The organism is Rothia sp. BD8, from assembly GCF_044878465.1.
GTDB classification, from domain to species: Bacteria; Actinomycetota; Actinomycetes; order Actinomycetales; family Micrococcaceae; genus Rothia; species Rothia kristinae.
This window is the reverse complement of sequence record NZ_JANJES010000003.1, coordinates 80,166-102,461: the sequence shown is the minus strand read 5'-3', so window position 1 is coordinate 102,461 and position 22,296 is coordinate 80,166. Positions and strand designations below refer to the sequence as shown.

At 71.1% G+C, this 22,296-nt stretch carries 22 protein-coding genes and 2 tRNA genes; 21 read left to right on the top strand and 3 right to left on the bottom strand.

The window, feature by feature from the left end; genetic code table 11:
- Nucleotides 1–65: 65 nt before the first annotated feature.
- Entirely contained in the window at nt 66–728 is a 663-nt protein-coding gene (locus NQ707_RS03480) for an alpha/beta hydrolase (RefSeq protein ID WP_055684446.1), read from the top strand.
- Between the two features lie 81 nt (nt 729–809).
- A complete protein-coding gene (locus NQ707_RS03475; RefSeq protein WP_404434798.1) occupies nt 810–1,844 on the top strand; it encodes a glycosyltransferase in 1,035 nt (344 codons plus the stop codon).
- On the opposite strand, the gene NQ707_RS03470 is transcribed toward NQ707_RS03475, so the two are convergent.
- A complete protein-coding gene (locus NQ707_RS03470; RefSeq protein WP_081046277.1) occupies nt 1,736–1,963 on the bottom strand; it encodes an RNA-binding S4 domain-containing protein in 228 nt (75 codons plus the stop codon). The genes NQ707_RS03475 and NQ707_RS03470 overlap by 109 nt on opposite strands.
- A gap of 117 nt (nt 1,964–2,080) precedes the next feature.
- Here NQ707_RS03470 and NQ707_RS03465 point away from each other — a divergent pair, with 117 nt between their 5' ends.
- From NQ707_RS03465 to NQ707_RS03455, 3 genes are read left to right on the top strand one after another with little or no spacing between them, the layout of a single operon-like run.
- Nucleotides 2,081–3,463, top strand: coding sequence for a glycine--tRNA ligase (locus NQ707_RS03465; protein ID WP_055684389.1), 1,383 nt, complete (start codon nt 2,081–2,083; stop codon nt 3,461–3,463).
- Between the two features lie 30 nt (nt 3,464–3,493).
- Entirely contained in the window at nt 3,494–4,456 is a 963-nt protein-coding gene (locus NQ707_RS03460) for a GNAT family N-acetyltransferase (protein WP_055684390.1), read from the top strand.
- A gap of 10 nt (nt 4,457–4,466) precedes the next feature.
- Nucleotides 4,467–4,865 (top strand): MGMT family protein, encoded by a 399-nt coding sequence (locus NQ707_RS03455; RefSeq protein ID WP_064724924.1) that lies wholly within the window; start codon nt 4,467–4,469, stop codon nt 4,863–4,865.
- Nucleotides 4,866–4,874: 9 nt separating this feature from the next.
- Here NQ707_RS03455 and NQ707_RS03450 read toward each other — a convergent pair whose 3' ends face one another.
- Nucleotides 4,875–5,672: a glucose 1-dehydrogenase gene (locus NQ707_RS03450; RefSeq protein ID WP_055684391.1), complete on the bottom strand. Its 798-nt coding sequence runs from the start codon at nt 5,670–5,672 to the stop codon at nt 4,875–4,877.
- 164 nt (nt 5,673–5,836) lie between these two features.
- Between NQ707_RS03450 and dusB the strand changes: the two genes are divergently transcribed.
- The 8 genes from dusB (at nt 5,837) to NQ707_RS03410 (ending at nt 13,732) form a co-directional block, all read left to right on the top strand.
- Nucleotides 5,837–7,036: a tRNA dihydrouridine synthase DusB gene (gene dusB, locus NQ707_RS03445; protein ID WP_055684392.1), complete on the top strand. Its 1,200-nt coding sequence runs from the start codon at nt 5,837–5,839 to the stop codon at nt 7,034–7,036.
- Nucleotides 7,037–7,038: 2 nt separating this feature from the next.
- Nucleotides 7,039–8,349 carry a deoxyguanosinetriphosphate triphosphohydrolase gene (locus NQ707_RS03440; protein WP_358292127.1) on the top strand — a complete coding sequence of 437 codons (1,311 nt, stop codon included), beginning with the start codon at nt 7,039–7,041 and terminating at the stop codon, nt 8,347–8,349.
- 79 nt (nt 8,350–8,428) lie between these two features.
- On the top strand, nt 8,429–10,309 hold the full coding sequence (gene dnaG / locus NQ707_RS03435) for a DNA primase (RefSeq protein WP_358292125.1): 1,881 nt from the start codon (nt 8,429–8,431) through the stop codon (nt 10,307–10,309).
- A 128-nt stretch (nt 10,310–10,437) separates the two neighbouring features.
- Nucleotides 10,438–10,513: transfer RNA gene (locus tag NQ707_RS03430), tRNA-Asn, on the top strand.
- A 121-nt stretch (nt 10,514–10,634) separates the two neighbouring features.
- Nucleotides 10,635–11,198, top strand: a complete 564-nt coding sequence (locus NQ707_RS03425) for a ketopantoate reductase family protein (RefSeq protein WP_055684395.1) — start codon at nt 10,635–10,637, stop codon at nt 11,196–11,198.
- 140 nt (nt 11,199–11,338) lie between these two features.
- Entirely contained in the window at nt 11,339–12,211 is an 873-nt protein-coding gene (locus tag NQ707_RS03420; RefSeq protein WP_055684396.1) for a phage holin family protein, read from the top strand.
- Between the two features lie 150 nt (nt 12,212–12,361).
- Nucleotides 12,362–13,561, top strand: a complete 1,200-nt coding sequence (locus NQ707_RS03415) for a glycosyltransferase (protein WP_404434793.1) — start codon at nt 12,362–12,364, stop codon at nt 13,559–13,561.
- Between the two features lie 97 nt (nt 13,562–13,658).
- Nucleotides 13,659–13,732 (top strand) — tRNA-Met (locus NQ707_RS03410).
- A 156-nt stretch (nt 13,733–13,888) separates the two neighbouring features.
- On the opposite strand, the gene NQ707_RS03405 is transcribed toward NQ707_RS03410, so the two are convergent.
- Complete coding sequence (locus NQ707_RS03405; protein WP_081046279.1) at nt 13,889–14,467, bottom strand: M23 family metallopeptidase; 579 nt, start codon at nt 14,465–14,467, stop codon at nt 13,889–13,891.
- Nucleotides 14,468–15,008: 541 nt separating this feature from the next.
- Between NQ707_RS03405 and rpsB the strand changes: the two genes are divergently transcribed.
- The 8 genes from rpsB (at nt 15,009) to NQ707_RS03365 (ending at nt 22,189) form a co-directional block, all read left to right on the top strand.
- On the top strand, nt 15,009–15,896 hold the full coding sequence (rpsB, locus tag NQ707_RS03400) for a 30S ribosomal protein S2 (protein ID WP_404434790.1): 888 nt from the start codon (nt 15,009–15,011) through the stop codon (nt 15,894–15,896).
- Nucleotides 15,897–16,035: 139 nt separating this feature from the next.
- Nucleotides 16,036–16,866, top strand: a complete 831-nt coding sequence (gene tsf / locus NQ707_RS03395) for a translation elongation factor Ts (protein WP_058731225.1) — start codon at nt 16,036–16,038, stop codon at nt 16,864–16,866.
- Between the two features lie 223 nt (nt 16,867–17,089).
- Nucleotides 17,090–17,821: a UMP kinase gene (gene pyrH / locus NQ707_RS03390; protein WP_055684400.1), complete on the top strand. Its 732-nt coding sequence runs from the start codon at nt 17,090–17,092 to the stop codon at nt 17,819–17,821.
- A gap of 111 nt (nt 17,822–17,932) precedes the next feature.
- Entirely contained in the window at nt 17,933–18,490 is a 558-nt protein-coding gene (gene frr, locus NQ707_RS03385; RefSeq protein WP_058731838.1) for a ribosome recycling factor, read from the top strand.
- Nucleotides 18,490–19,350: a phosphatidate cytidylyltransferase gene (locus NQ707_RS03380; RefSeq protein WP_061225249.1), complete on the top strand. Its 861-nt coding sequence runs from the start codon at nt 18,490–18,492 to the stop codon at nt 19,348–19,350. Before frr ends, NQ707_RS03380 begins: the two co-directional genes overlap by 1 nt.
- Nucleotides 19,351–19,400: 50 nt before the next feature.
- Nucleotides 19,401–20,048 (top strand): DivIVA domain-containing protein, encoded by a 648-nt coding sequence (locus NQ707_RS03375; RefSeq protein ID WP_055684403.1) that lies wholly within the window; start codon nt 19,401–19,403, stop codon nt 20,046–20,048.
- Between the two features lie 105 nt (nt 20,049–20,153).
- Nucleotides 20,154–20,573 (top strand): DUF485 domain-containing protein, encoded by a 420-nt coding sequence (locus NQ707_RS03370; protein ID WP_081101501.1) that lies wholly within the window; start codon nt 20,154–20,156, stop codon nt 20,571–20,573.
- Nucleotides 20,570–22,189 carry a cation acetate symporter gene (locus NQ707_RS03365; protein WP_404434786.1) on the top strand — a complete coding sequence of 540 codons (1,620 nt, stop codon included), beginning with the start codon at nt 20,570–20,572 and terminating at the stop codon, nt 22,187–22,189. The genes NQ707_RS03370 and NQ707_RS03365 overlap by 4 nt, the downstream gene beginning before the upstream one ends.
- Nucleotides 22,190–22,296 lie beyond the last annotated feature (107 nt).

Sequence of the window (22,296 nt, the reverse complement as noted above, 5' to 3'; positions counted from 1 at the left end):
GACGTCTCCCGTGATGCCGCGCATCTCCAGTTCTGCGGGTGCGGAGGGCGGATAGCATGGTGGGCATGAGCTTCGACCCCGTCGTGGAGTACTCCCGCCCCGAGGCCGAGCGCGCCGGCACCCACCTGGTGCTGATGCTGCACGGCTACGGCTCGAATGAGCGGGACCTGATGAGCATGGTCCCGTCCCTGCCCGGCGAGGGCTTCACCTACGCCGCGATGCGCGCCCCGCAGCCCTGTGGCCCCGGATTCCAGTGGTTCCCGCTGACGGGGACGCCCGGGGAGCGGATCGGCGTGGACGAGCAGGGGCTGCGCGAGGCGGCCGAGGGCCTGGTCGCCTGGATCGAGGAGCACCGGGAGCCCTACGCCGGGGTCATCCTGCTGGGCTTCTCCCAGGGCATGGCCGTGGCCTCCTCCGCGGTGCGCCACCGGCCCGGGATCGCCCGGGCCCTCGTCGGCCTGTCCGGCTTCGTCCCGTCCCTGCCGGAGGACTTCGCTCACGACGCCGCCCTGGCGCAGGTCCGCCCTCGGCTGCCCGTCTTCTACGGCCGGGATCAGCAGGACCCGGTGATCCCGGAGCCGATGGTCGCCGAGACCCTGGGCTGGCTGCGAGAGCACGCGGAGGTCACCAAGGTGCTCTACGCGGGGATGGGGCACAGCGTGTGCCCGCAGGAGATCGGGCACGTGGGGGAGTTCCTGCGCCACGTGGCACGGGAGGCTGAGGCATGAGCTGTCTCGCCGTGCCCAGTTGCGCGGGCCGAGCGACGCGAGATGAGCTGCGACATAGAGGACATAGAGAGGATCGCTTAGATGACTGCTGATGATCGGGGGAGGGACCTCGCCGACATCGAAGTCTCCGTCATCATCCCGGCCTACAACGCCCAGGCGGAGTTGCCCTGCCAGCTGGCCGCCCTGCGGGATCAGGACTCCGAACTTCCGTACGAGGTGATCGTGGCGGACAACGGCTCCACGGATGGGACCGCGGATGTGACTGAGACCTTCGCCGCCGCGGATCCGCGGTTCCGGTGGGTGGATGCCTCCCGGGGGCGCGGACCGGCCGTGGCCCGCAACGTCGGGGTGGAAGCGGCGCACGGTCGATTTCTGCTGTTCTGCGACGCCGACGATATCGTGACGCCGGCCTTCGTGCGCCTGATGAGTGACGTGCTGCGCAGCCACGAGTTCGCCTCCGGCGCGGGGTCCCTACGGGCCTTCGACGGAATGGAGGGGATCTGCCCGGCGTCGGCGGTGCTGCGTGAGGTGGAGCGCACCGAGCCTGCCGGGGTCGCCCTGCGCTTCGCAGGCCTGCCCATGGCGATGGGGTGCAGCTTCGGCGCCCGGGCGGAGACCTTCACCGCCGTAGGCGGATTCGACGAGTCGTTCACACGGGCGGGTGAGGATTACGAGCTGTGCCTGCGCCTGCATGAGGCACACGCCAGCATGGGCTACGCCGAGCAGCTGTGCATCCACAAACGGCCCCGTTCCAGCTCTTCGAAGCTGATGACCCAGCAGTATCGCTGGAGCGCGGACGGGCAACGGGTGATGGCCGCTCACCCGATCGCGCATCCCCATCGGCTCTCCATCCAGGCGCATGTGCGATCCGTCGGGACATCGGTGCTGGGCATGCTCTGCCTGGACGAGAGTCGATGGGGAACGGCGTCAGCAGCTGAGCTCCGCCCTGGGAAGCAGTCTCGGCAACTTCGTCGGCAGAATCCGCTACCGGAATCAGGACTGAGGGCTCAGGCCTCCTTCTCCAGCCGCACCGCCCGCCCGGAGAATTCGATGACGTCGCCGGGGTGCAGCTGGCGTCCCCGCTCGGTCACGGTCCGGCCGTTGACGCTGACGTAGCCCTCGGTGATCACGGTGCGGGCCTGTTGGCCGTCCTCCACCAGGTTGGCCAGCTTCATCGCCTGGCCGAGGCGGATCATGTCGTCGCGGATGCTCAGCGGCTCGGGATCGGTGCTCATCCCTCGGAGTCTACCGAGCCCGACGCCGCCCGGTAGTCTGGTGGGCAGACGCCCGACCGCGCCGGGCGGCGTCGTGCTGCCCGGCGCGTCCATGCTTTCCACGGAAGGACCCCATTCATGGCACCCAAGTCCACGCTGGACAACGTCATCGCGCTGGCCAAGCGCCGCGGATTCGTGTTCCAGGCCGGTGAGATCTACGGCGGCTCCCGCTCCGCCTGGGACTACGGCCCGCTGGGTGCGGAGCTGAAGGAGAACATCCGGCAGCTGTGGTGGCAGCACTTCGTCCGTTCCCGGGCGGACATGGTCGGCCTGGACTCCTCCATCATCCTGCCCAAGGCCGTGTGGGAGGCCTCCGGGCACGTGGAGACCTTCACCGACCCGCTGGTGGAGTGCCGCTCCTGCCACCACCGCGCCCGCCAGGACCACCTGATCGAGGCCTACGAGGAGAAGAAGGGCCACGCCCCCGAGAACGGGATGGCCGACATCGCCTGCCCCAACTGCGGGACCCGCGGCCAGTGGACCGAGCCGCAGCAGTTCTCCGGCCTGATGAAGACCTACCTGGGAGCCGTGGACAACGAGGAGGGCCTGCACTTCCTGCGCCCGGAGACCGCCCAGGGCATCTTCGTGAACTTCAATAACGTGCTCACCGCCTCCCGCAAGCGCCCGCCCTTCGGCATCGGGCAGATCGGCAAGGCCTTCCGCAACGAGATCACCCCCGGCAACTTCATCTTCCGCACCCGCGAGTTCGAGCAGATGGAGATCGAGTACTTCGTCCACCCCGACGACGCCCCGCAGCACTTCGACCGGTGGGTCGAGGACTGCTGGAACTGGTTCACGGATCTCGGCATCGACCCCGCCAACATGCGGAAGTTCGACGTGCCGGAGGAGGACCGGGCGCACTACTCCGCCGGGACCATCGACATCGAGTACCGCTTCGGCTTCCAGGGCGGCGAGTGGGGCGAGCTGATGGGCGTGGCCAACCGCACCGACTACGACCTCGGCGTGCACAACGCCCACTCCAACGCCCGCCTGGAGTACTTCGACCAGGGCAGCGGGCAGCGCTACGTCCCCTACGTCATCGAGCCCTCCTTCGGTCTGACCCGCTCCATGATGGCCTTCCTCGTGGACGCCTACACCGAGGACGAGGCGCCCAACACCAAGGGCGGGGTGGACGTGCGCACCGTGCTGAAGCTGGACCCGCGCCTGGCCCCGGTCAAGGCCGCGGTGCTGCCGCTGTCCAAGAAGCCGGAGCTGACCCCGGTCGCGGAGAAGCTCGCCGCGGATCTGCGCACCGCCTGGAACGTCGACTACGACACCTCCGGGGCGATCGGGCGCCGCTACCGCCGCCAGGATGAGATCGGCACCCCGTTCTGCATCACCGTGGACTTCGACACCCTCGAGGACCAGGCCGTGACCATCCGCGAGCGGGACACCATGGCCCAGGAGCGGGTCGGACTGGACCAGGTGAAGTCCTGGCTGGCCGGCCGGCTGATCAAGTAGCACCCACCACCGCGCACCGCGAGGAGCACCATGTCCGAGTACACCCTGCGCCCCTGGCGCGACGGCGACGACCTCGAGCTCATGCAGCTGTGGCCGGACGCGGAGAACGTGCAGGCCTCCGTGTTCCGCGCCAAGCTGGGCCCGGACGCGGACCAGCCGTGGCAGCGCAGCGTCGTCGTCGAGCACCAGGGGGTGCCCGTGGCGGCCGGCACCGTCTACGAGACCTCGCTGCACTCCCAGCGGCTGTGGTGCTACGTGGAGGTGGCCCCGGATCACCGGCGCGCCGGCCTGGCCGCGCGGATCCTGGAGCGGCTGCGCGAACACGCCGAGTCCGCCCCCAGCGGGGTCACCGCCCTGCGCACCAAGGTGGTCCCGGGCAGCCCCGGGGCGGCCTTCGCCCAGTGGGCCGGCCTCGGCTCGATCCAGCGCAGCCGGATGGTCCGCGTGGAGCCCGGAGCCCTGCCCCCGCAGCCGCTGCGCGAGGATGAGGCCGGGCGCCCCACCCAGGCCGTGGAGGACCTGGCCACCGGCTCGCTGGAGCTGACCCGCGCCCTGTGGGACTTCTACGTGCGGGTGCACCAGTGGGACCCGCCGGCCGAGCAGTCCCTGGGCCGGGTCAACCGGCTGTTCCTCTCGGATGAGGCCGAGGCCTTCGGCGCCGTCGTGCTGCGGGAGGACGTGCTCGAGGCCGAGCGGGAGGGTCGCAAGGCGCCGATCGCGGCTTTCGCGATCAGCTACCGCTCCTTGGACGCCGACGCCCCGGGGCGGGAGGTCTCCGATGACGAGGCCACCGAGGTGCTGCTGGGCTACGACCCGGATCGGACCGGGGTGGGGGAGGACCTCGTGCAGCTGATCGCGCTGCTGGTCAACCAGTACCCGATCGTCATCGAGGTGGACGACGCCATGACCACCCTCGTCGAGCTCGTCGACGCCCTGATCCAGCGCGGCTCCGCCTCCGTGGAGGAGGAGACCCTGGTGCTCGCGGACCGGTAGGTCCGGCACGATGGATGACCTGCGGGTCGAGCGCATCCTGCGCGCGGTGGAATGCGTGCCCCGCGGCCGGGCCGCCACCTACGGGCTGATCGGGAACGTCGTGGGGGAGGTGCCGCGGGTGGTCGGCTGGACGATGCACGCCTGGGGCTCGGAGCAGTGCTGGTGGCGCATCGTCAACGCCGCCGGCACGATCCCCGGCCACGCCGCCCGTGCCCTGCCGCACTGGCGGGAGGAGGGTCTGCTCGCCTCATCCGCTTCCGGGGTGCCGGGGGCCGACGTCGATCCGGGTGCGGCCCGGGTGGATCTTCCCCGGGTCCTGATGGAGCGGGAGTCGCTGGAGCGTGCCTGGGGGGAGGCCACCGCGGACCTGCCGAGCCTCGAGCAGATCCCCGGCGGCCCCCGCCGGTGAGGTAACGACCTACAGCATCGCCTGCGGCCAGGTGTAGGCCATGACCCCGCCGTCCACGGTGAGGGTCTGACCGGTGATGAAGGAGGCGTCCGAGGAGCCCAGGAATGCCACGGCCGCGCCGATCTCCGAGGGGTCGCCCAGGCGACGCAGCGGCGTCACCCGCGTCTGATCCTCGCGGAACTTCCGGCCCTCGGCCTCGTCCTCGGAGCCGGCCAGCTTGTCGATCAGCGGGGTCTCGATGGTCCCGGGGCACACGGCGTTGGCGCGGATGCCCTGCTCGCCGTAGTCCACGGCGGTGGCGCGGGTGAAGTTCACGACGCCGCCCTTGGCTGCGTTGTACCCGGAGCGGTCGAAGTCCGCGGCCAGCCCGGAGAAGGAGGCCATGTTCACGATCGCCGGGTCCTCGGCGTCGAACATCAGGGGCACCAGGTGCTTGGTCATCAGGAAGGTGCCCTTCAGATCCACCGCGATGATCCGATCGAACAGCTCGGTGGGGTACTCGTGCACCTTGCCGCCGCGCGAATCCACCCCGGCGTTGTTCACCAGCACGTGCACCGGCCCGTCCTCCCCGAGGGTCCGGGCCAGTTCCTGGACCGCGGCCTCATCTGCCACGTCCACCAGGTGCAGGCCCACCTGGGCCTGCGGGCTCTGTCCGTGCACGGCGGCCTGGGTGCCGGTGAGCCCCTCCCGGTCGATGTCCACCAGCTCCAGGCGGGCGCCCTCGGCGGCCAGGCGCTGGGCGATGGCCTGCCCCAGGCCGGTCGCGGCACCGGTGATCACGGCTCGACGGTTCTCATAGCGCTGCATGCGTCCTCCTTCGGCACCGGGGCAGGACGCGCCCCGGCTCGAGGTCCTCTGTGCGGGGCCCGGCGCGGCGCCGGGCTCATCCCTTCCACAGTAGGCACGGGGTCGCGGAGCGCCCCAGGGGCGGGCGCGGATTTCCTGCGGAGGGCGAAACACCCTGTGACACAATGACGGACGTGACCGCACCAGCTCCGACCCTCCAGACCACCCCCACGACGAGGCTCAGCCTGCCCCCGTTGCAGCTGGGCCAGCTCACCGTGGACGTGCCCGTGGTGCTGGCGCCCATGGCCGGGGTCACCAACCGGGCCTTCCGTCGGCTGTGCCGGGACTACGGCGGCGGACTGTACGTGACCGAGATGGTCACCGCCCGCGCCCTGGTGGAGCGACGCCCCGAGTCCCTGCGCATCATCGAGCACGACGACGACGAGGAGATCCGCTCCATCCAGATCTACGGAGTGGACGCCGTCAACGTCGGCAAGGCCGTGCGGATGGTCGCGGAGGAGGATCGGGCCGATCACATCGACCTGAACTTCGGCTGCCCCGTCCCCAAGGTCACGAAGAACGGCGGCGGCTCCGCCCTGCCGTGGAAGCGGGACCTCTTCGAGGCGATCGTGACCACTGCCGTGCGGGAGGCCTCCCGGGCGCAGATCCCGGTGACCGTGAAGATGCGCAAGGGCATCGACGAGGACCACCTGACCTTCCTGGACGCCGCTAAGACCGCCCGGGACGCCGGGGTCGCCGCGATCGCCCTGCACGGGCGCACCGCGGCCCAGCACTACTCCGGTCAGGCGGACTGGGACGCGATCGCCGAGCTGCGCGAGGCCATCCCGGACGTGCCCGTGCTGGGCAACGGGGACATCTTCTCCGCCGAGGACGCGGCCCGGATGGTCGAGCAGACCGGGGTGGACGGCGTCGTCGTCGGGCGCGGCTGCCAGGGCCGCCCCTGGCTGTTCGGGGACCTGCAGAACGCCTTCGAGGGCAGCCCGGAGCGCTTCCGCCCCGGCGTCGCGGAGGTCGCGGACATCATCCACCGGCACGCGCAGCTGCTCGTGGAGACCTTCGGGGACGAGCAGCGCGGGATGCGCGAGATCCGCAAGCACGTGGCCTGGTACTTCCACGGCTACCCGGTGGGCGGGCAGCTGCGCGCCCAGATGGCGCAGGTGGCGACCCTGGAGCAGTTCCGCGAGCTGCTGGACCAGCTGGACTTGTCCCTGCCCTATCCGGGGGCGGCCGTGGAGGGTCCGCGGGGCCGGGCCGGCTCCCCGAAGAAGCCCCACCTTCCTGACGGCTGGCTGGATTCCCGGATCCTGGGCGACGCCGAGCGCCTGGGCCTGGCCGACGCCGAACTCGACATCTCCGGAGGGTGAGCATGGCTGATCCGCACCTCGTGCGCCCGGAAACCCCCGGGTACACCGCCGACGACGCCCGGCGGTGGGTTCCGGAGGAGCACCGCAGTCTGTACCGCAGCGACTTCGAACGGGACCGGGCGCGCGTGCTGCACTCCTCGGCCCTGCGCCGCCTGGGCTTCAAGACCCAGGTGGTCTCCCCGAACTCGGATGACTTCGTGCGCACCCGGCTGACCCACTCCCTCGAAGTCGCGCAGGTGGGCCGGGAGGTGGGCCGGATGATCGGGTGCGACCCCGACGTCGTGGACGCGGCCTGCCTGTCCCACGACCTCGGGCACCCGCCCTTCGGGCACAACGGGGAGGCGGCCCTGGACGCGATCGCCGAGGACGCCGGCGGCTTCGAGGGCAATGCCCAGACCCTGCGTCTGCTCACCCGCCTGGAACCCAAGGTCATCGGACCGGACGGCGTCTCGGCCGGACTGAACCTGACCCGCGCCAGCCTGGACGCCGCCTGCAAGTACCCCTGGACCCGGGCGGAGGCCCCCGTGAAGAAGGGCGCCCGGTCCCGCAAATTCGGGGTCTACGAGGATGACCTGCCGGTGTTCGCGTGGCTGCGCGAGGGCGCCCCGGCGGGGACCAAGTGCCTCGAGGCGCAGGTCATGGACCTGGCCGATGACATCTCCTACTCGGTGCACGACGTCGAGGACGCCGTGTTCGCCGGTCACGTGCAGCTGGGCTGGATGTCCCGGCCGGCCGAGCGGGAGCGGGTGATCCTGTGGACCCGCCGCTGGTACACCCCGGACCGGGACCCGGATGAGCTGGACGCGGCGCTGCGGCGGCTGGAGACCCTGCCCGAGTGGCTGCCGGACATGATCGGCACCCGGGCGTCGATGGCGGCCCTGAAGGCCCTGACCAGCCGGCTGATCGGCCGGTTCAGCGGAGCGGCGCTGGCGGCGACCCGCGCCGAGTTCGGCGACGGGCGCCTGACCCGCTACGCCGCGCAGATCCGGGTGCCGCGGGAGACGGAGAACGAGATCGCCGTGATGAAGGGCATCGCCACCGCCTACGTCATGGCCGTGCGGGACCAGGAGCCGCTGTATGAGAACCAGCGGGAGATCCTCACCGTGCTGGTGGAGGCCCTGCTGGAGACCGATGGGCTCTTCCTGGATCCGGTGTTCGCCGCGGACTGGCGGGAGCTGGGCCCGACCGACGACGCCGCCCGGCTGCGCCTGGCCGTGGACCAGGTGGCCTCCCTGACGGATTCCTCCGCGGTGCGCCTGCACGATCGGATCACCGGGCTGTCCTGGCGGATCGGGGACAAGCCGCTCTGGTGAGACCGGCGGGGATGTGCCTCGATTCGGCCGACTGTGGAATTCGGGAGGGACTCGGGGACCCGGCGGCTAGGATGCGACCGTGGCTGGTTTGATTCGACGCGAAGACATCGACGAGGTCCGCTCGCGCACGGACATCCGGGAGATCGTCGAGGGCTACGTGACGCTGAAGTCCGCCGGCATCGGCTCCTACAAGGGGCTGTGCCCCTTCCACGACGAGCGCACCCCCTCCTTCCACGTCCGCCCGCAGATGGGCACCTACCACTGCTTCGGCTGCGGGGAGTCCGGGGACGTCATCGCCTTCCTCATGGCCATGGACCACACCGGCTTCACCGAGACCGTGGAGCGGCTGGCCGCCCGCGTGGGCTACGAGCTGCACTACGAGAACGGGCGCGGCCCTGACCGGGAGGAGAAGGGCCGGCGGCAGCGGCTGGTGGACGCGCACAAGATCGCCCAGGAGTTCTTCGAGCGCCAGCTCTACACCCGCGAGGCCGCCGCCGCCCAGCGTTTCCTCGGCGGGCGCGGATTCGACGGCGCCGCGGCGAAGCGCTTCGGCGTCGGCTATGCCCCGCAGGGCTGGTCCCACCTGCTCAAGCACCTGCGGGACCACGGCTTCACCGAGGAGGAGCTGAAGGCCACGGGCATGTTCTCCGAGGGTCGGCGGGGACTGTACGACCGGTTCCGGGGGCGCCTGATCTGGCCCATCCGCACCATCACGGGAGAGACCATCGGCTTCGGGGCGCGGAAGCTGTTCGAGGAGGACCAGGGGCCGAAGTACCTGAACACCCCGGAGACCGCCCTGTACAAGAAGTCCCAGGTGCTCTACGGTATCGATCTGGCCAAGCGGAAGATCGCCCAGGGGCAGCAGGTGGTCGTCGTCGAGGGGTATACGGACGTGATGGCCGCGCACCTGGCCGGGGTGGAGACGGCCGTGGCCACTTGCGGCACGGCCTTCGGCGCGGGGCACATCAAGATCGTGCGGCGCCTGCTGGGCGATGACGGCTCCGGGGGAGAGGTGATCTTCACCTTCGACGGCGACGAGGCCGGGCAGAAGGCCGCGCTGCACGCCTTCCAGGAGGATCAGCGCTTCACCGCCCAGACCTACGTGTGCGTGGCCCCGGACGGGATGGACCCGTGCGATCTGCGTCTGGCCCGCGGGGACCGGGCCGTGCGGGACCTGCTGGAGACCAAGCGGCCCCTGTTCGAGTTCGCGATCCGGGTGACCCTGGAGGACTACGACCTGGAGACCCTGGAGGGGCGGGTGCGGGCCATGCGCGCCGTCGTGCCGATGATCGCGACGATCCGGGATCCTGCCCTGCGTCCGGCCTACGCGCGGCGTGTGGCCGGGTGGATCGGGATGGAGCCGGTGGAGGTGGAGCGGGCCGTCGACGCCGCCGCCCGCGCCCCCGGTGAGCCCGCTCCACAGCAGCAGAGCGGCGCCCAGCCGGAGGAGCAGGATGCCCACCGGGAGGAGAGGCGGCGCTTCGAGGTCCCGGATCTGCGGGATCCGGCGGCGCGGATGGAGCGGGAGGCCCTGGAGGTTCTGGTCCAGCAGCCGGACCTGGTGGCGGATTCCCAGTGGGAGGTGCTGGCTCGCACCCGGGTGCGCTACGCCCTGCACCACGAGGTGCTGCGGGCCGTGCTGGCCGCGGCGGGCGAGGCCAGCCGGACGCCCGGGGCCGCGTGGGTCAACGCGATCCGCGCCCATGCGGATCCGGAGGCCCACGGGCTCATCGCCCAGCTCTCCGTCGCGCAGATCCCGGCCGCGACCCCGGATCAGCTGACCCGCTACGCGGCCGGGATCCTCAACCGGCTGCTCATCCAGGAGCTCGTGGCCCGCAAGGCGGATAAGCTCGCGGAGCTGAACCGGCTGGACGCCGCCCGGGACCGGGAGCGGTGGCAGGCCGTGCAGCGGGACCTGCTGGAGCTGGAGTCCCGACGCCGTCAGCTGGCCGGAACCTGAGGCGGGTCGTCCGGTTCGGGACAGACGTCGGGCGTGCTCAGTGTCACCGCAGGCCGGTTTTGCGCGCTCGCGCGGCGGCCGGTAGAGTACCGTGTTGTTGCCAGCGGCGCGAGCCGCTGCGGCCACGGTCCCCCGTAGCTCAATTGGCAGAGCATTCGACTGTTAATCGAAGGGTTACTGGTTCGAGTCCAGTCGGGGGAGCCAGCCTGGAGGCCTCCTCCCCGGAAGGGGAGGGGGCCTTTTCTGCGTCCCGTCCGGGTTACCCTGGGGGTGTGATGCGCACCTCGCCCATTCCGGACGGGGAGAAGTCGGATCGTGGAGATCCATGATCCATGGGGCTGGGGCGATGGGCCTGTACTTCGCGGTTCGGCTGCAGCAGGCCGGGCATCGAGTGCGCCTGGTGGCCCGCACGGGGTGGGCGGATGCTCCCCGGGTGCGGATCGCGACGGAGGACGCCGAGGAGACGGTGGAGCTGGTGCCCGTGGCGGATGTGCAGCGGGCCCTGTGGAAGAAGCTGGCGCTGATCGCCTCCTACGGCGGGGTCGGGGCGGTGACGGGGCTGACGGTGGGGCAGACCCGTGCGGATGAGGGCACCCGGTCCCTGGTGTGGGAGGCGATCGAGGAGGTGCGGACGGTGGCTCGGGCCCATGGGGTGGAGTTCACCGAGGAGGATGCTGCTGAGGTCTTCGCGGTGTACGCCGATGGCTTCGCGGCGGGGACGACGTCGTCGATGCAGCGGGATCTTGCGGCTGGGCGTCCGTCGGAGCTGGAGGATCAGACCGGTACTGTGGTGGCCCGGGCCGGGCAGGTGGGTGTGGCTGTCCCGATGCGCGGGTTCATCTATCGGACGCAGTCGGCCCGTGAGGCGATCGCTCGGGCCGAGGCATGAACCGGCAGGTGATCGGGAGGAAATGGGGCGCGACGAAAGCGGGGTGAACCCCGGCTGGGGGCTCCTCCCCGAGGCCGTCGATGCAGATCCGTGATGGTACGTTGGGAGCTGAACCATCACGTCGTCACAAGGGAGTACTGATGTCTCACGAACCCGGTGCGCCGGAGACCCGCACCACCGCTGAGCCCCGGTCCTACCGGGGCGGTTTCGCGTCGCTGAAGAACGGCGCCCGCCAGGTCGTGGGCATCTCCAGGGTCGCCTCCCGGCTCGGCCCCAAGCAGGTCAAGGACGAGCTGAAGATCGCCACGATGGAGATGAAGGAGAAGGGCGCCAAGCTGGGCGTCGGCGCCGCCTTCGTCGCCGTCGGCCTCGTCTTCGCGCTGTTCGCCGTCATCGTGCTGCTCGTGGCTGCCGTGGCCGGGCTGGCCAAGGTCATGGAGGCCTGGCTGGCCGCCCTGCTGCTCGGCGTGCTCTTCCTCATCCTGCTCGCGATCTTCGTGCTGGTCGGGATCTCCAAGATCAAGAAGCAGCTGCCGCTGAAGCCGGAGTCGGCGATCTTCGGCCTGCTCTACGACCTCGGCGTGGCTAAGGAAGGCTCCGCCTACACCTCCTCCCGCGTGCGCCGCGAGCTGCGCGAGAAGCAGGAGGAGAAGGAAGCCGAGAAGAAGGAGAAGAAGCGCCGCGAGGATGCCGGCGAGGTGCCCGAGGAGCCCACCCCCACCCGCGAGCAGGTGGAGCAGCGGACCAAGGCCCGCCGCGACCACCTCAAGACCCTGCGCGACGACTTTTCCAGCCAGACCGAGCGGGTCAGCTCCACCGCCCGCGGCCTGGTCGGCAAGACCACCGCGGACGCCAAGGCCGTCCCGAACCGGGCCCGCGACGTCGCCGAGGGCCTCGCGGACAACGCCATGGACCCGGAGGCCGCCAAGCAGCGCTGGGCCCCGCTGTCCGCGCTGGCCGTCTCCCTCGGGGCGTTCGTGCTCTTCCTGGGGCGCCTGCTCAAGCGCCGCTGAGCACCCCGCCGCAACCGACCGCCGATGCCTCCCCACCCGCCCGGGTGGGGAGGCATCGGCGCTTCATGGGCGGGACGGGCGCGGGTAGACTGGGGCGTCGATGCGTCCGAGCCCGGCGCACGCCCCGCGACGAGAGGTGCAGCCCCACCGATGCCCGAGAAGCCCCTGCGCATCCTGATCGGCGCGGACACCTACCCGCCGGACATCAACGGCGCCGCCCAGTTCGGCCACCGCCTGGCCATGGGCATGCGGGACCGCGGGCACGAGGTCCACGTCGTCGCCGCCCGCACCGGGGCCGGCCCCTCCTACACCATCGACATCGACGGCATCACCGAGCACCGCCTGCGCAGCCACCACCCGCCCACACACCCGTACTACCGGCTGTGCTTCCCGTGGGAGATGCAGCACCGGGTCGGGCGGATCCTGGACGAGGTGAGGCCCGACGTCGTGCACATCCAATGCCACTACATCGTCGGTCGCATGCTCGCCTGGGCCGCCCAGCGCCGCGGCATCCGGCTGGTGGCCACCAACCACTTCATGCCGGAGAACCTCAATCCCTTCCTGCCCTTCCCCGACGGGTTCCTGCGCGGCTTCGCCAAGCTGTCCTGGAAGGACATGGAGCACGTGCTCGGGCGCGCCGAGGTCATCACCACCCCGACGCCGATCGGCGCCCGGTCCATGCACGAGCACGGCTTCGCCAAGCCGATCCTGCCCGTGTCCAACGGCATCGACTCCGCGGCCTACGAACTCCGCCCGGGGGAGCGCGTGGAGGAGCCGGCGCACCCGACCATCCTGTTCACCGGGCGCCTGGCGGTGGAGAAGAACGTGGACGTGCTCATCCGCGCCCTGGCCCGGCTCCCGAAGGAGCTGGACGCGCGCCTGCGCCTGGCCGGCACCGGGGAGGTGGAGCCGGCCCTGCGCGAGGTCGCCCGCGCCGAGGGCGTGGCCGATCGCGTGGAGTTCCTCGGGTACGTCTCCGACGAGCAGCTGCGCCGCGAATACCTGAGCGCCACCGTGTTCTGCCAGCCGGGCACCGCGGAGCTGCAGTCCCTGGTGACCCTGGAGGCGCTGTCCGCCTCCCGACCCGTGGTCTTAGCCGATGCCCTGGCCCTGCCGCACCTGGTGCGCCAGGGGGTCAACGGCTACCTGTTCACCCCGCAGGACCCGGAGGACCTCGCCGCGAAGCTGCGCCTGGTCCTGGAGGCCACCCCGCAGGAGCGGGCCGCGATGGGCCGGGCCGGTCGCGAGCTGGTGCGCCAGCACGATGTGCACCGCACCTGGGACCTGTTCGAGGCCCTGTACCGCGGTGAGCACCCCCTGCCCGAGACCGCGCCCGACGTCGCCGGCTGAACCGTACCTCTGGGCCTCCCCGTGCTTCGGGCGGGCCTGCGGTACAGTGGTGCACCGATCTGCCCCCGGCGCGCCGCGGTGCGTCGGGAGGGATCGCGGGGGGTTAGCTCAGCTGGTCAGAGCAGAGGACTCATAATCCTTGGGTCGCGGGTTCAAGCCCCGCACCCCCTACTAGTTCACATGGTGCCTTCGTGCTGAGATGCGCGGTTCGTGCTGAGATGCGTCACGACGGGGCGCATCTCAGCACGAACGCGGTATCTCAGCACAGAACCCGCGTCTCAGCGAGGGCTCGCACGCCCCTGCCCGGTGCCCGCGCGCTCCGGCCGGTCACTTCAGGTGCTCCGGGACCGGCAGCAGCACCGAAGGGCGCAGATCCCCGACGAACAGCAGGGGATTGACGTACTCCTCGCCTTCACGCACGCCCCAGTGCAGGCAGGTCCCGCACGGCTCGTGCACTGCCTGCTCATCGCGCACCGCTATCCGCTGCCCGGCCGAGACGCGCGTGCCGCGGGGCAGCTGCTGAGCCACCGGCTCCATGCTGATCCGGCGCCCATCCGCGGTGGTCACCGTGATCACGCCCCGATCCACGACCGTCCCGGAGAAGCTCACGGTCCCGGCCGCGGGGGAGCGGACCTCCTGGCCCGGGGCGGCCGCCAGATCCACCCCGCGGTGCCCGGACAGCCACCGCTGCGCCGGGGGCCGATACGCCCCGACCACGGCCGGGCGCGGGGACAGCGGCCACTCCCAGCGCGGCCGGTCGGTCCCGGCCAGGGCTGCCGGAGCCGCGCCCCCGGGCAGTCCCACCAGCAGCAGGAGCGAGACGACCAGCACCGCGACCGCGCGCGGCCGGGGTGCGGGATGTGATGACGGCGGGACCGGGGCGCGGGACGCGATGGGGGCTCTCATGGGTCCCATTCCAGCCCCAGACCTCGGGTGCGCGGGCCGGGCCTCCGCGCTCCGGCGGGGCCGCTGGGGAGAACCCGCCGGGATCGGGGCGCCCATCCACGGTCCCAGGGCGTGCAGAGACCCGGCACCCCGGTCCGCGGCCCCAGCGTCCACCATCCCGGGCGCCGCATTCGGAGGGTCTCGGCCCCCGCGCGTCGGTGGGGTACACTGAGGGGCAGCAGTGGGCGCAGTGCGCCCGCTGACTTCGCGTGGGCGATGCGCATCAGGGAACACCACCCCAGCAGGTGGCACCCGTCCCGATGCGGGCGCGGCCCTCGGTTCCGCACGCGGGCACCTGACGGTGACCGCTCGGCACGGGCCGCGCGGATACCCCTCCGTCCCCGAAAGGGGATGCGGGACGGGATCCCATCGACCGCCAGGAGCACCGACGAGCCGCCCCGCCGCAGGGGGCCGGTGAGCGGTGCCGCACAGAAACCGAAACCCACGAGAACGCGACGCTCCGCGCCGGTGCGCGGCCGGCGTCGTGATGAAGGAGAGCGACATGCCCGTCGTGACCATGCGCCAGCTGCTCGATTCCGGTGTCCACTTCGGCCACCAGACCCGCCGCTGGAACCCCAAGATGAAGCGCTACATCTTCACCGAGCGCAACGGCATCTACATCATCGACCTCCAGCAGTCCCTGGAGTTCATCGACCGCGCCTACGAGGCCGTCAAGGCCACCGTCGCCCACGGCGGGACCGTCCTGTTCGTCGGCACCAAGAAGCAGGCGCAGGCCACCATCGCGGAGCAGGCCACCCGCGTGAACATGCCCTACGTCAACCACCGCTGGCTCGGCGGCATGCTCACCAACTTCTCCACCGTCTCCAAGCGCATCGAGCGCATGAAGGAGCTGGAGCAGGTGGACTTCGACGACGTCGCCGCCTCCCAGTACACCAAGAAGGAGCTGCTGCTCCTGCGCCGCGAGTTCGAGAAGCTCGAGAAGACCCTCGGCGGCATCCGCAACCTCACCAAGGCCCCGTCCCTGCTGTGGGTCGTGGACACCAACAAGGAGCACCTCGCGGTGGACGAGGCCCAGAAGCTGGGCATCCCGGTCGTGGCCATCCTGGACACCAACTGCGATCCGGAAGAGGTCGCCTTTCCGATCCCGGGCAACGACGACGCCATCCGCTCCGTGAACCTGCTGACCCGCGTCGTCGCCGACGCCGTGGCCGCGGGCCTGCTGGAGCGCAACTCCAAGAAGTCCGGCTCCGAGGAGACCGCCGAGGAGCCCATGGCCGAGTGGGAGAAGGAGCTGCTGGAGCAGCACCAGCAGATGGAGGCCCAGGCCGAGGCCGGCGCGATCGTCGACGAGTCCGAGGCCCTGGCCGCCAAGAAGGACGAGCAGGCCGCCGAGGCCGAGGCCGCCGAGCACGAGGTCTCCGGCCAGTAGCACCCGGACGGCGCCCCACCGGGGTGCCGACCGACCGCATCGGGGCGCCGTCGGAATCCGGCCCCGCCCGAGCCCGATGGCCCCCGGTGCGCCACCGACACCTACGCCGCAGAACACGACTCTTTACGAAGGAGCACACATGGCGAACTACACCGCAGCCGACATCAAGGCCCTGCGCGAGCGCACCGGCGCCGGGATGCTCGACGTCAAGAAGGCCCTGGACGAGGCCGACGGCGACCAGCAGAAGGCGATGGAGATCATCCGCGTCAAGGGCCTCAAGGGCGTCACCAAGCGCGAGGGCCGCGCCACCGCCGAGGGCCTGGTCGCCGCCCGCGTCCAGGACGGCGTGGGCTACCTCGTCGAGGTCAACTCCGAGACCGACTTCGTCGCCAAGTCCGCCCCGTTCATCGACTTCGGCAACTCCGTGCTGGAGGCGGCCGTCGCCAACGACGTGGACAACCTCGAGGACCTGCTGAAGGCCGAGTCCAACGGCAAGACCGTCGAGGAGCAGGTCACCGAAGCCGGCGCCCTGCTGGGCGAGAAGGTCATCGTGCGCCGCGTGGCCCGCCTGAAGGGCGCGCACGTGTCCCAGTACCTGCACAAGACCTCCAAGGACCTGCCCGCCCAGGTGGGCGTGCTGCTGGCCGTGGAGGGCGAGAACGTCGAGGAGATCGCCCACGACGTCGCCGTGCACATCGCCGCGATGTCCCCGAAGTTCCTGGACGAGACCTCCATCCCGGAGAACGAGGTGGCCGACGAGCGCCGCGTCGCCGAGGAGACCGCCAAGGCCGAGGGCAAGCCGGAGCGGATCATCCCGCAGATCGTCGAGGGCCGCCTGAAGGGCTTCTTCAAGGAGAACACCCTGCTGGACCAGGACTTCGCCAAGGACTCCAAGAAGTCCGTGCGTCAGGTCCTGGAGGAGGCCGGGGCCAAGGCCACCGGCTTCGTGCGCTTCCGCGTCGGGAACTGACCTCCCCGCGCACCGCGCACACCGCACCCGGGGCATAGCCTCGGGGTCTGATCGAGGAGCGTCCGCCGTCACACGGCGGGCGCTCCTCGCGCGTGGACTGCGTATGCTGGTGCCCGGACCAGACCGCCCCCGGGGTCCGCGAGCCCGCCGCGGGCATCCCCGCCGCACCGCGCCGCCCGGGACCCACCACCGCGCCGTCCGCGCGCCAGGAGGAGACAAGACCATGCCCGACGAGACTCCCCGCCTCGCCCCCACCCGCCGCCGCGTCCTGCTCAAGCTGTCCGGGGAGGTCTTCGGCGGCGGCCGGGTCGGCATCGACACCGGCGTGGTGCGGCGCATCGCCGAGCAGATCGCCTCCACGGTGGGCCAGGCGGAGACCGCTATCGTCGTCGGCGGCGGCAACTTCTTCCGCGGTGCGGAGCTGTCCGTGGCCGGCATGGACCGCTCCCGCGCGGACTACATGGGCATGCTCGGCACCGTGATGAACTCCCTGGCCCTGCAGGACTTCCTGGAGCAGGCCGGGGTGGAGACCCGCGTGCAGTCCGCGATCCAGATGGCGCAGGTCGCGGAGAACTACATCCCCCGCCGGGCCATCCGCCACCTGGAGAAGGACCGCGTGGTGATCTTCGGCGCCGGGGCCGGCCTGCCGTACTTCTCCACGGACACCGTGGCCGCCCAGCGCGCCCTGGAGGTCCACGCCGACGAGGTGCTGGTGGCCAAGAACGGGGTGGACGGGGTCTACACCGCCGATCCCAAGACCAACCCGGACGCGAAGCGCCTGCGCCACCTGACCTACGACGAGGCCCTGCAGCGGGACATCCGCGTGATGGACCAGACCGCCTTCAGCCTGTGCCGGGACAACGACGTCACGATGCGCGTGTTCGGCATGGAGGGGGAGGGCAACGTCGCCAGCGCGATCCTCGGCGAGCAGATCGGCACCCTGGTCACCGCCTGACACCCCACCGGCCTGTGTCCGGCCGCGACCCGCCCCGGCCCGTTCGGAGGCGGGCCGGTAAGCTGGAGGCCGGAGCACCCGCACCCACCCCCGAATCCAGGAGAGACCCCCGTGATCGAAGATTCCCTGACCGAAGCCCGCACCAAGATGGGCAAGGCCGTGGACGCCGCCAAGGAGGACTTCGCGGCGGTGCGCACCGGCCGCGCCAACCCCTCCCTGTTCTCCTCCCTCCTGGTGGACTACTACGGCGCCCCCACCCCGCTGCAGCAGCTGGCCTCCTTCCAGAACCCCGAGGCCCGCACCCTGCTGATCACCCCGTACGACAAGTCCGCGCTGAACGAGATCGAGAAGGCCCTGCGCAACTCGGACCTGGGCGCGAACCCCGCCAACGACGGCAACGTGATCCGCGTGGTCATGCCGGAGCTGACCGAGGAGCGCCGCCGCGAGTACGTCAAGATGGTCTCCGGCAAGGCCGAGGAGGCCCGCGTGTCCGTGCGCAACATCCGCCGCCACGCCAAGACCGAGATCGAGAAGCTCGTCAAGGATGGCGAGGCCGGCGAGGACGAGGGCACCCGCGCGGAGAAGGACCTCGAGGCCGTGACCAAGAAGCACATCGAGCAGATCGACGAGCTGCTCAAGCGCAAGGAAGCCGAGCTGCTCGCCGTCTGATGTCCGCCCAGCCCACCCCGCCGTCCACCCCCACCCAGCCGACGCCGAAGCGCACGCCGCGCGCCGGACGCGACCTGCCGGCCGCGATCGGCGTCGGCGTGGTCCTCGGCGCGCTGGTGGTGATCGGCATGTTCTTCGTGCCGCCGGTGATCGTCGCGGTCGCCGCGGCCGGAGCCGGGGTCGGCACCTGGGAGGTCACCCGGGCGCTGAACCTGCGCCCGGGGCTGCAGGTGCCGCTGGCCCCGGCGGTCGTGACCGGGGCCCTGTTCCCCGTCGCCGCGTATCTGGGCGGGGGAGAAGCGCTGCTCTACTCGGTGCTCGCGGCCGTGATCGTGGTGGTGCTGTGGCGGATGGCCGGCCCCCGGGAGGGGATGCTGCCCTCCATCATGGCCGCCGTGTTCACGATGTCCTGGGTGCCGTTCATGCTGGCGCTGGCCGTGGTCCTGTTCCGCGGGGAGGACGGCCCGGCGCGGGTGTTCACGATCGTCGTGATGGCGATCGGCAACGACACCTGGGGCTACCTGGCCGGCGTCCTGTGGGGTAAGCACCCCATGGCCCCGCGGATCAGCCCGAAGAAGACCTGGGAGGGCTTCGCGGGCTCCATGGTCGGCTCGGTGGCCGTGGGCATCCTCTGCGCGGTCCTGCTGCTGCACGACCCCTGGTGGCACGGTGCCGTGCTGGCGGTGCTGCTGGTCATCGCCTCCACCGTGGGGGACCTCTCCGAATCCATGGTCAAGCGGGAGGTCGGCATCAAGGACATGAGCCACATCCTGCCCGGGCACGGCGGGGTCATGGACCGGCTGGACTCCATCGTGTTCGCCGTGGCCATCGGCTACGTCGTGTTCGCGGCTCTCAGCTGAGCCGGCTCCTCGATCCTCGCGCCGTCCCCCACGAAGCGAAAGGCCCACCCATGACCCCCACCACCGACCCCCACGCCTCGCAGCAGCGCCCCGAACAGGAGCCCGAGGACCGGGTGGTCTCCGGCTCGCGGGAGCTGGGGGTGCTGCGCCGGGTGCCGGCCTCCGCGCGGGGCTACGACGTGCTGCGGGTGCGGGACTTCCTGGCCCGGGCGCAGGCATCCCTGGAGACCCTGCGGGAGGGCGGGTCCTACCCGGAGCTGAGCTCCGCGGAGGTCCGCGAGATCGTCTTCCCCGCCCAGGATGGCGGCTACGACGCCGAGACCGTGGACGCCCTGATGGACGAGGTCGAGGACGAGCTGGCCGCGGCCGAGCGCGCCCGGCTGGATGCGGTGCGCGGACCGGACGCGGTGCGGCAGCGGGCCGAGCCCCTGGCGGATCTGATCATGGGCCGCCTGAACCGCCCGGACGGGCGCCGCTTCCGTCGCCCGGCCCGACGCCGCGACATCGGCTACCTCGCCGCGGATGTGGACGCCCTGTGCGCGCAGCTGGCCGAGCACCTGCGGGTCAGCGAGCACCCCCACCCGGGGGCGGTGCGCACCGCGGCCTTCCGCGAGGGCACCGGGACCCGGGCCTACGACGAGGCCCAGGTGGACGCCTTCCTGGAGCGGGTGCAGGAGCTGATCCAGCTCATCCGCTGATCCCCGAACGGAGCGGAGCGGAAACCGGAGTGAAAGTGCCCTGAGTCACGATCACGTGTGATCCGGGGTATAGTTCGGGCCATGTCTCTCAACGAGGAGGACGGCATGAGCCCCACTCACCACCCCGCACCGTACGCGGACCAGAAACCGGAGCGCGATGCCGCGGCATCGGGCCCCGCCCCACAGCCCCCGATCGACTTCCCCGCCGCCCAGGCCTCCCCGGCCTTCGGACGGCTGCGCCGGGACCACCGGCGCTTCGTCTTCCCGATGGCCGGGCTCTTCCTGGTCTGGTACCTGGCCTACGCCCTGACGGCGATGTACGCTCCCGCGTTCATGTCCCAGCGGCTGTGGGGCAACATCACGGTCGGCATCGTCTGGGGCATCCTGCAGTTCGTCTCCACCTTCGCCATCACCGGCGCGTACATCGCCTTCGCCGGGCGCCGCCTGGACCCCCAGGCCGCGGACCTGCGCGGACGCATGGAGCACGGGGACTTCGCCCCGGCCGGCACGGGAGGACGAGCATGAGCGTCACCCCCGTCCTGAGCGCGACGACCGCGCAGACCGTCGGCACCCCGTGGATCAACATGGCGATCTTCGGCGCCTTCGTCGCCGTGACCCTCGTCGTCGTGCTGCGGGCCTCCAAGAACACCAAGACCGCCGCGGACTACTACGCCGGGGGCCGCTCCTTCTCCGGCACCCAGAACGGCCTGGCGATCGCCGGGGACTACCTCTCGGCCGCCTCCTTCCTGGGCATCGTCGGGGCCATCGCCGTGCAGGGTTACGACGGCTTCCTGTACTCCATCGGCTTCCTGGTCGCCTGGCTGGTGGCTCTGCTGCTGGTGGCCGAGCCGCTGCGCAACACCGGGAAGTTCACGATGGCGGACGTGCTCTCCTTCCGCCTGCGCCAGCGGCCCGTGCGCGTGGCCGCGTGCATCACGACCCTGGCGGTGACCCTGTTCTACCTGCTGGCCCAGATGGCCGGGGCCGGGGCCCTGGTCTCCCTGCTCATGGGCATCAGCTCCAGCGCCGGGCAGTCCCTGGTGATCGTGGTGGTGGGCGTGCTGATGATCGCCTACGTGCTGATCGGCGGGATGAAGGGCACCACGTGGGTGCAGATCATCAAGGCCTGCCTGCTGATCGCCGGGGTCGCCGTGATGACCGTGTGGATCCTCGCCCTGCACGGCTTCAGCCTCTCCGAGCTGCTGGGCCGGGCCGTGGAGACCGCCGGAAGCTCCGGGATCCTGGATCCGGGCCAGAAGTACGGCAAGACCGAGCTGACCAAGCTGGACTTCCTCTCCCTGTCCCTCGCCCTGGTCTTCGGGGCCGCCGGGCTGCCGCACGTGCTCATGCGCTTCTACACCGTGCCCACCGCCAAGGAGGCCCGCCGCTCGGTGGTCTGGGCCATCGCCCTGATCGGGCTGTTCTACCTGTTCACCCTCGTCCTGGGGTACGGTGCGGCCGCGATGATCGGGGCGCAGCGCATCCAGGAGGCCCCCGGCGGGGTGAACTCGGCCGCGCCGCTGCTGGCCTTCGAACTCGGCGGCTCCCTGCTGATGGGCATCATCGCGGCGGTCGCCTTCGCCACGATCCTCGCGGTGGTCGCGGGCCTGGCCATCACGGCCTCGGCCTCCTTCGCCCACGACGTCTACACCAACGTCATCTGCAAGGGGAACGCGGACCCGCGCCGGGAGATCCGGGTGGCCAAGACCACCGTCGTGGTCATCGGTCTGCTGGCCATCGCCGGTGGGATCGGCGCTCAGGGGCAGAATGTCGCCTTCCTGGTGGCGCTGGCCTTCGCCGTCGCGGCCTCCGCGAATCTGCCCACCATCCTCTACTCCCTGTTCTGGAAGGGCTTCACCACCCGCGGGGCGGTGTGGTCGATGTACGGGGGACTGATCCTCGCCGTCGGGCTCATCCTGGTCTCCCCGGTGATCTCCGGCTCCGAGACCTCGATGCTGCCCGAGGCCGACTTCGCGATCTTCCCGCTGGCCAACCCGGGGCTGGTCTCCATCCCCGCGGGATTCCTGCTCGGCTGGCTCGGCTCGGTCACCTCCCGCACCCGGGAGGACCCGGTCAAACAGGCGGAGATGGAGGTCCGCTCCCTGACCGGCATCGGCGCGGAGGGGGCAGTGGAGCACTGAGGCGGGCCAGGGACCGATAGGTGAGCGATGGGTCACAGGGGCGGCGGATCCGGGGTCCGGGCGGGGCGACCCCGGTAGGATCGGAGGAAGACGGCGGTTCCCTGTGA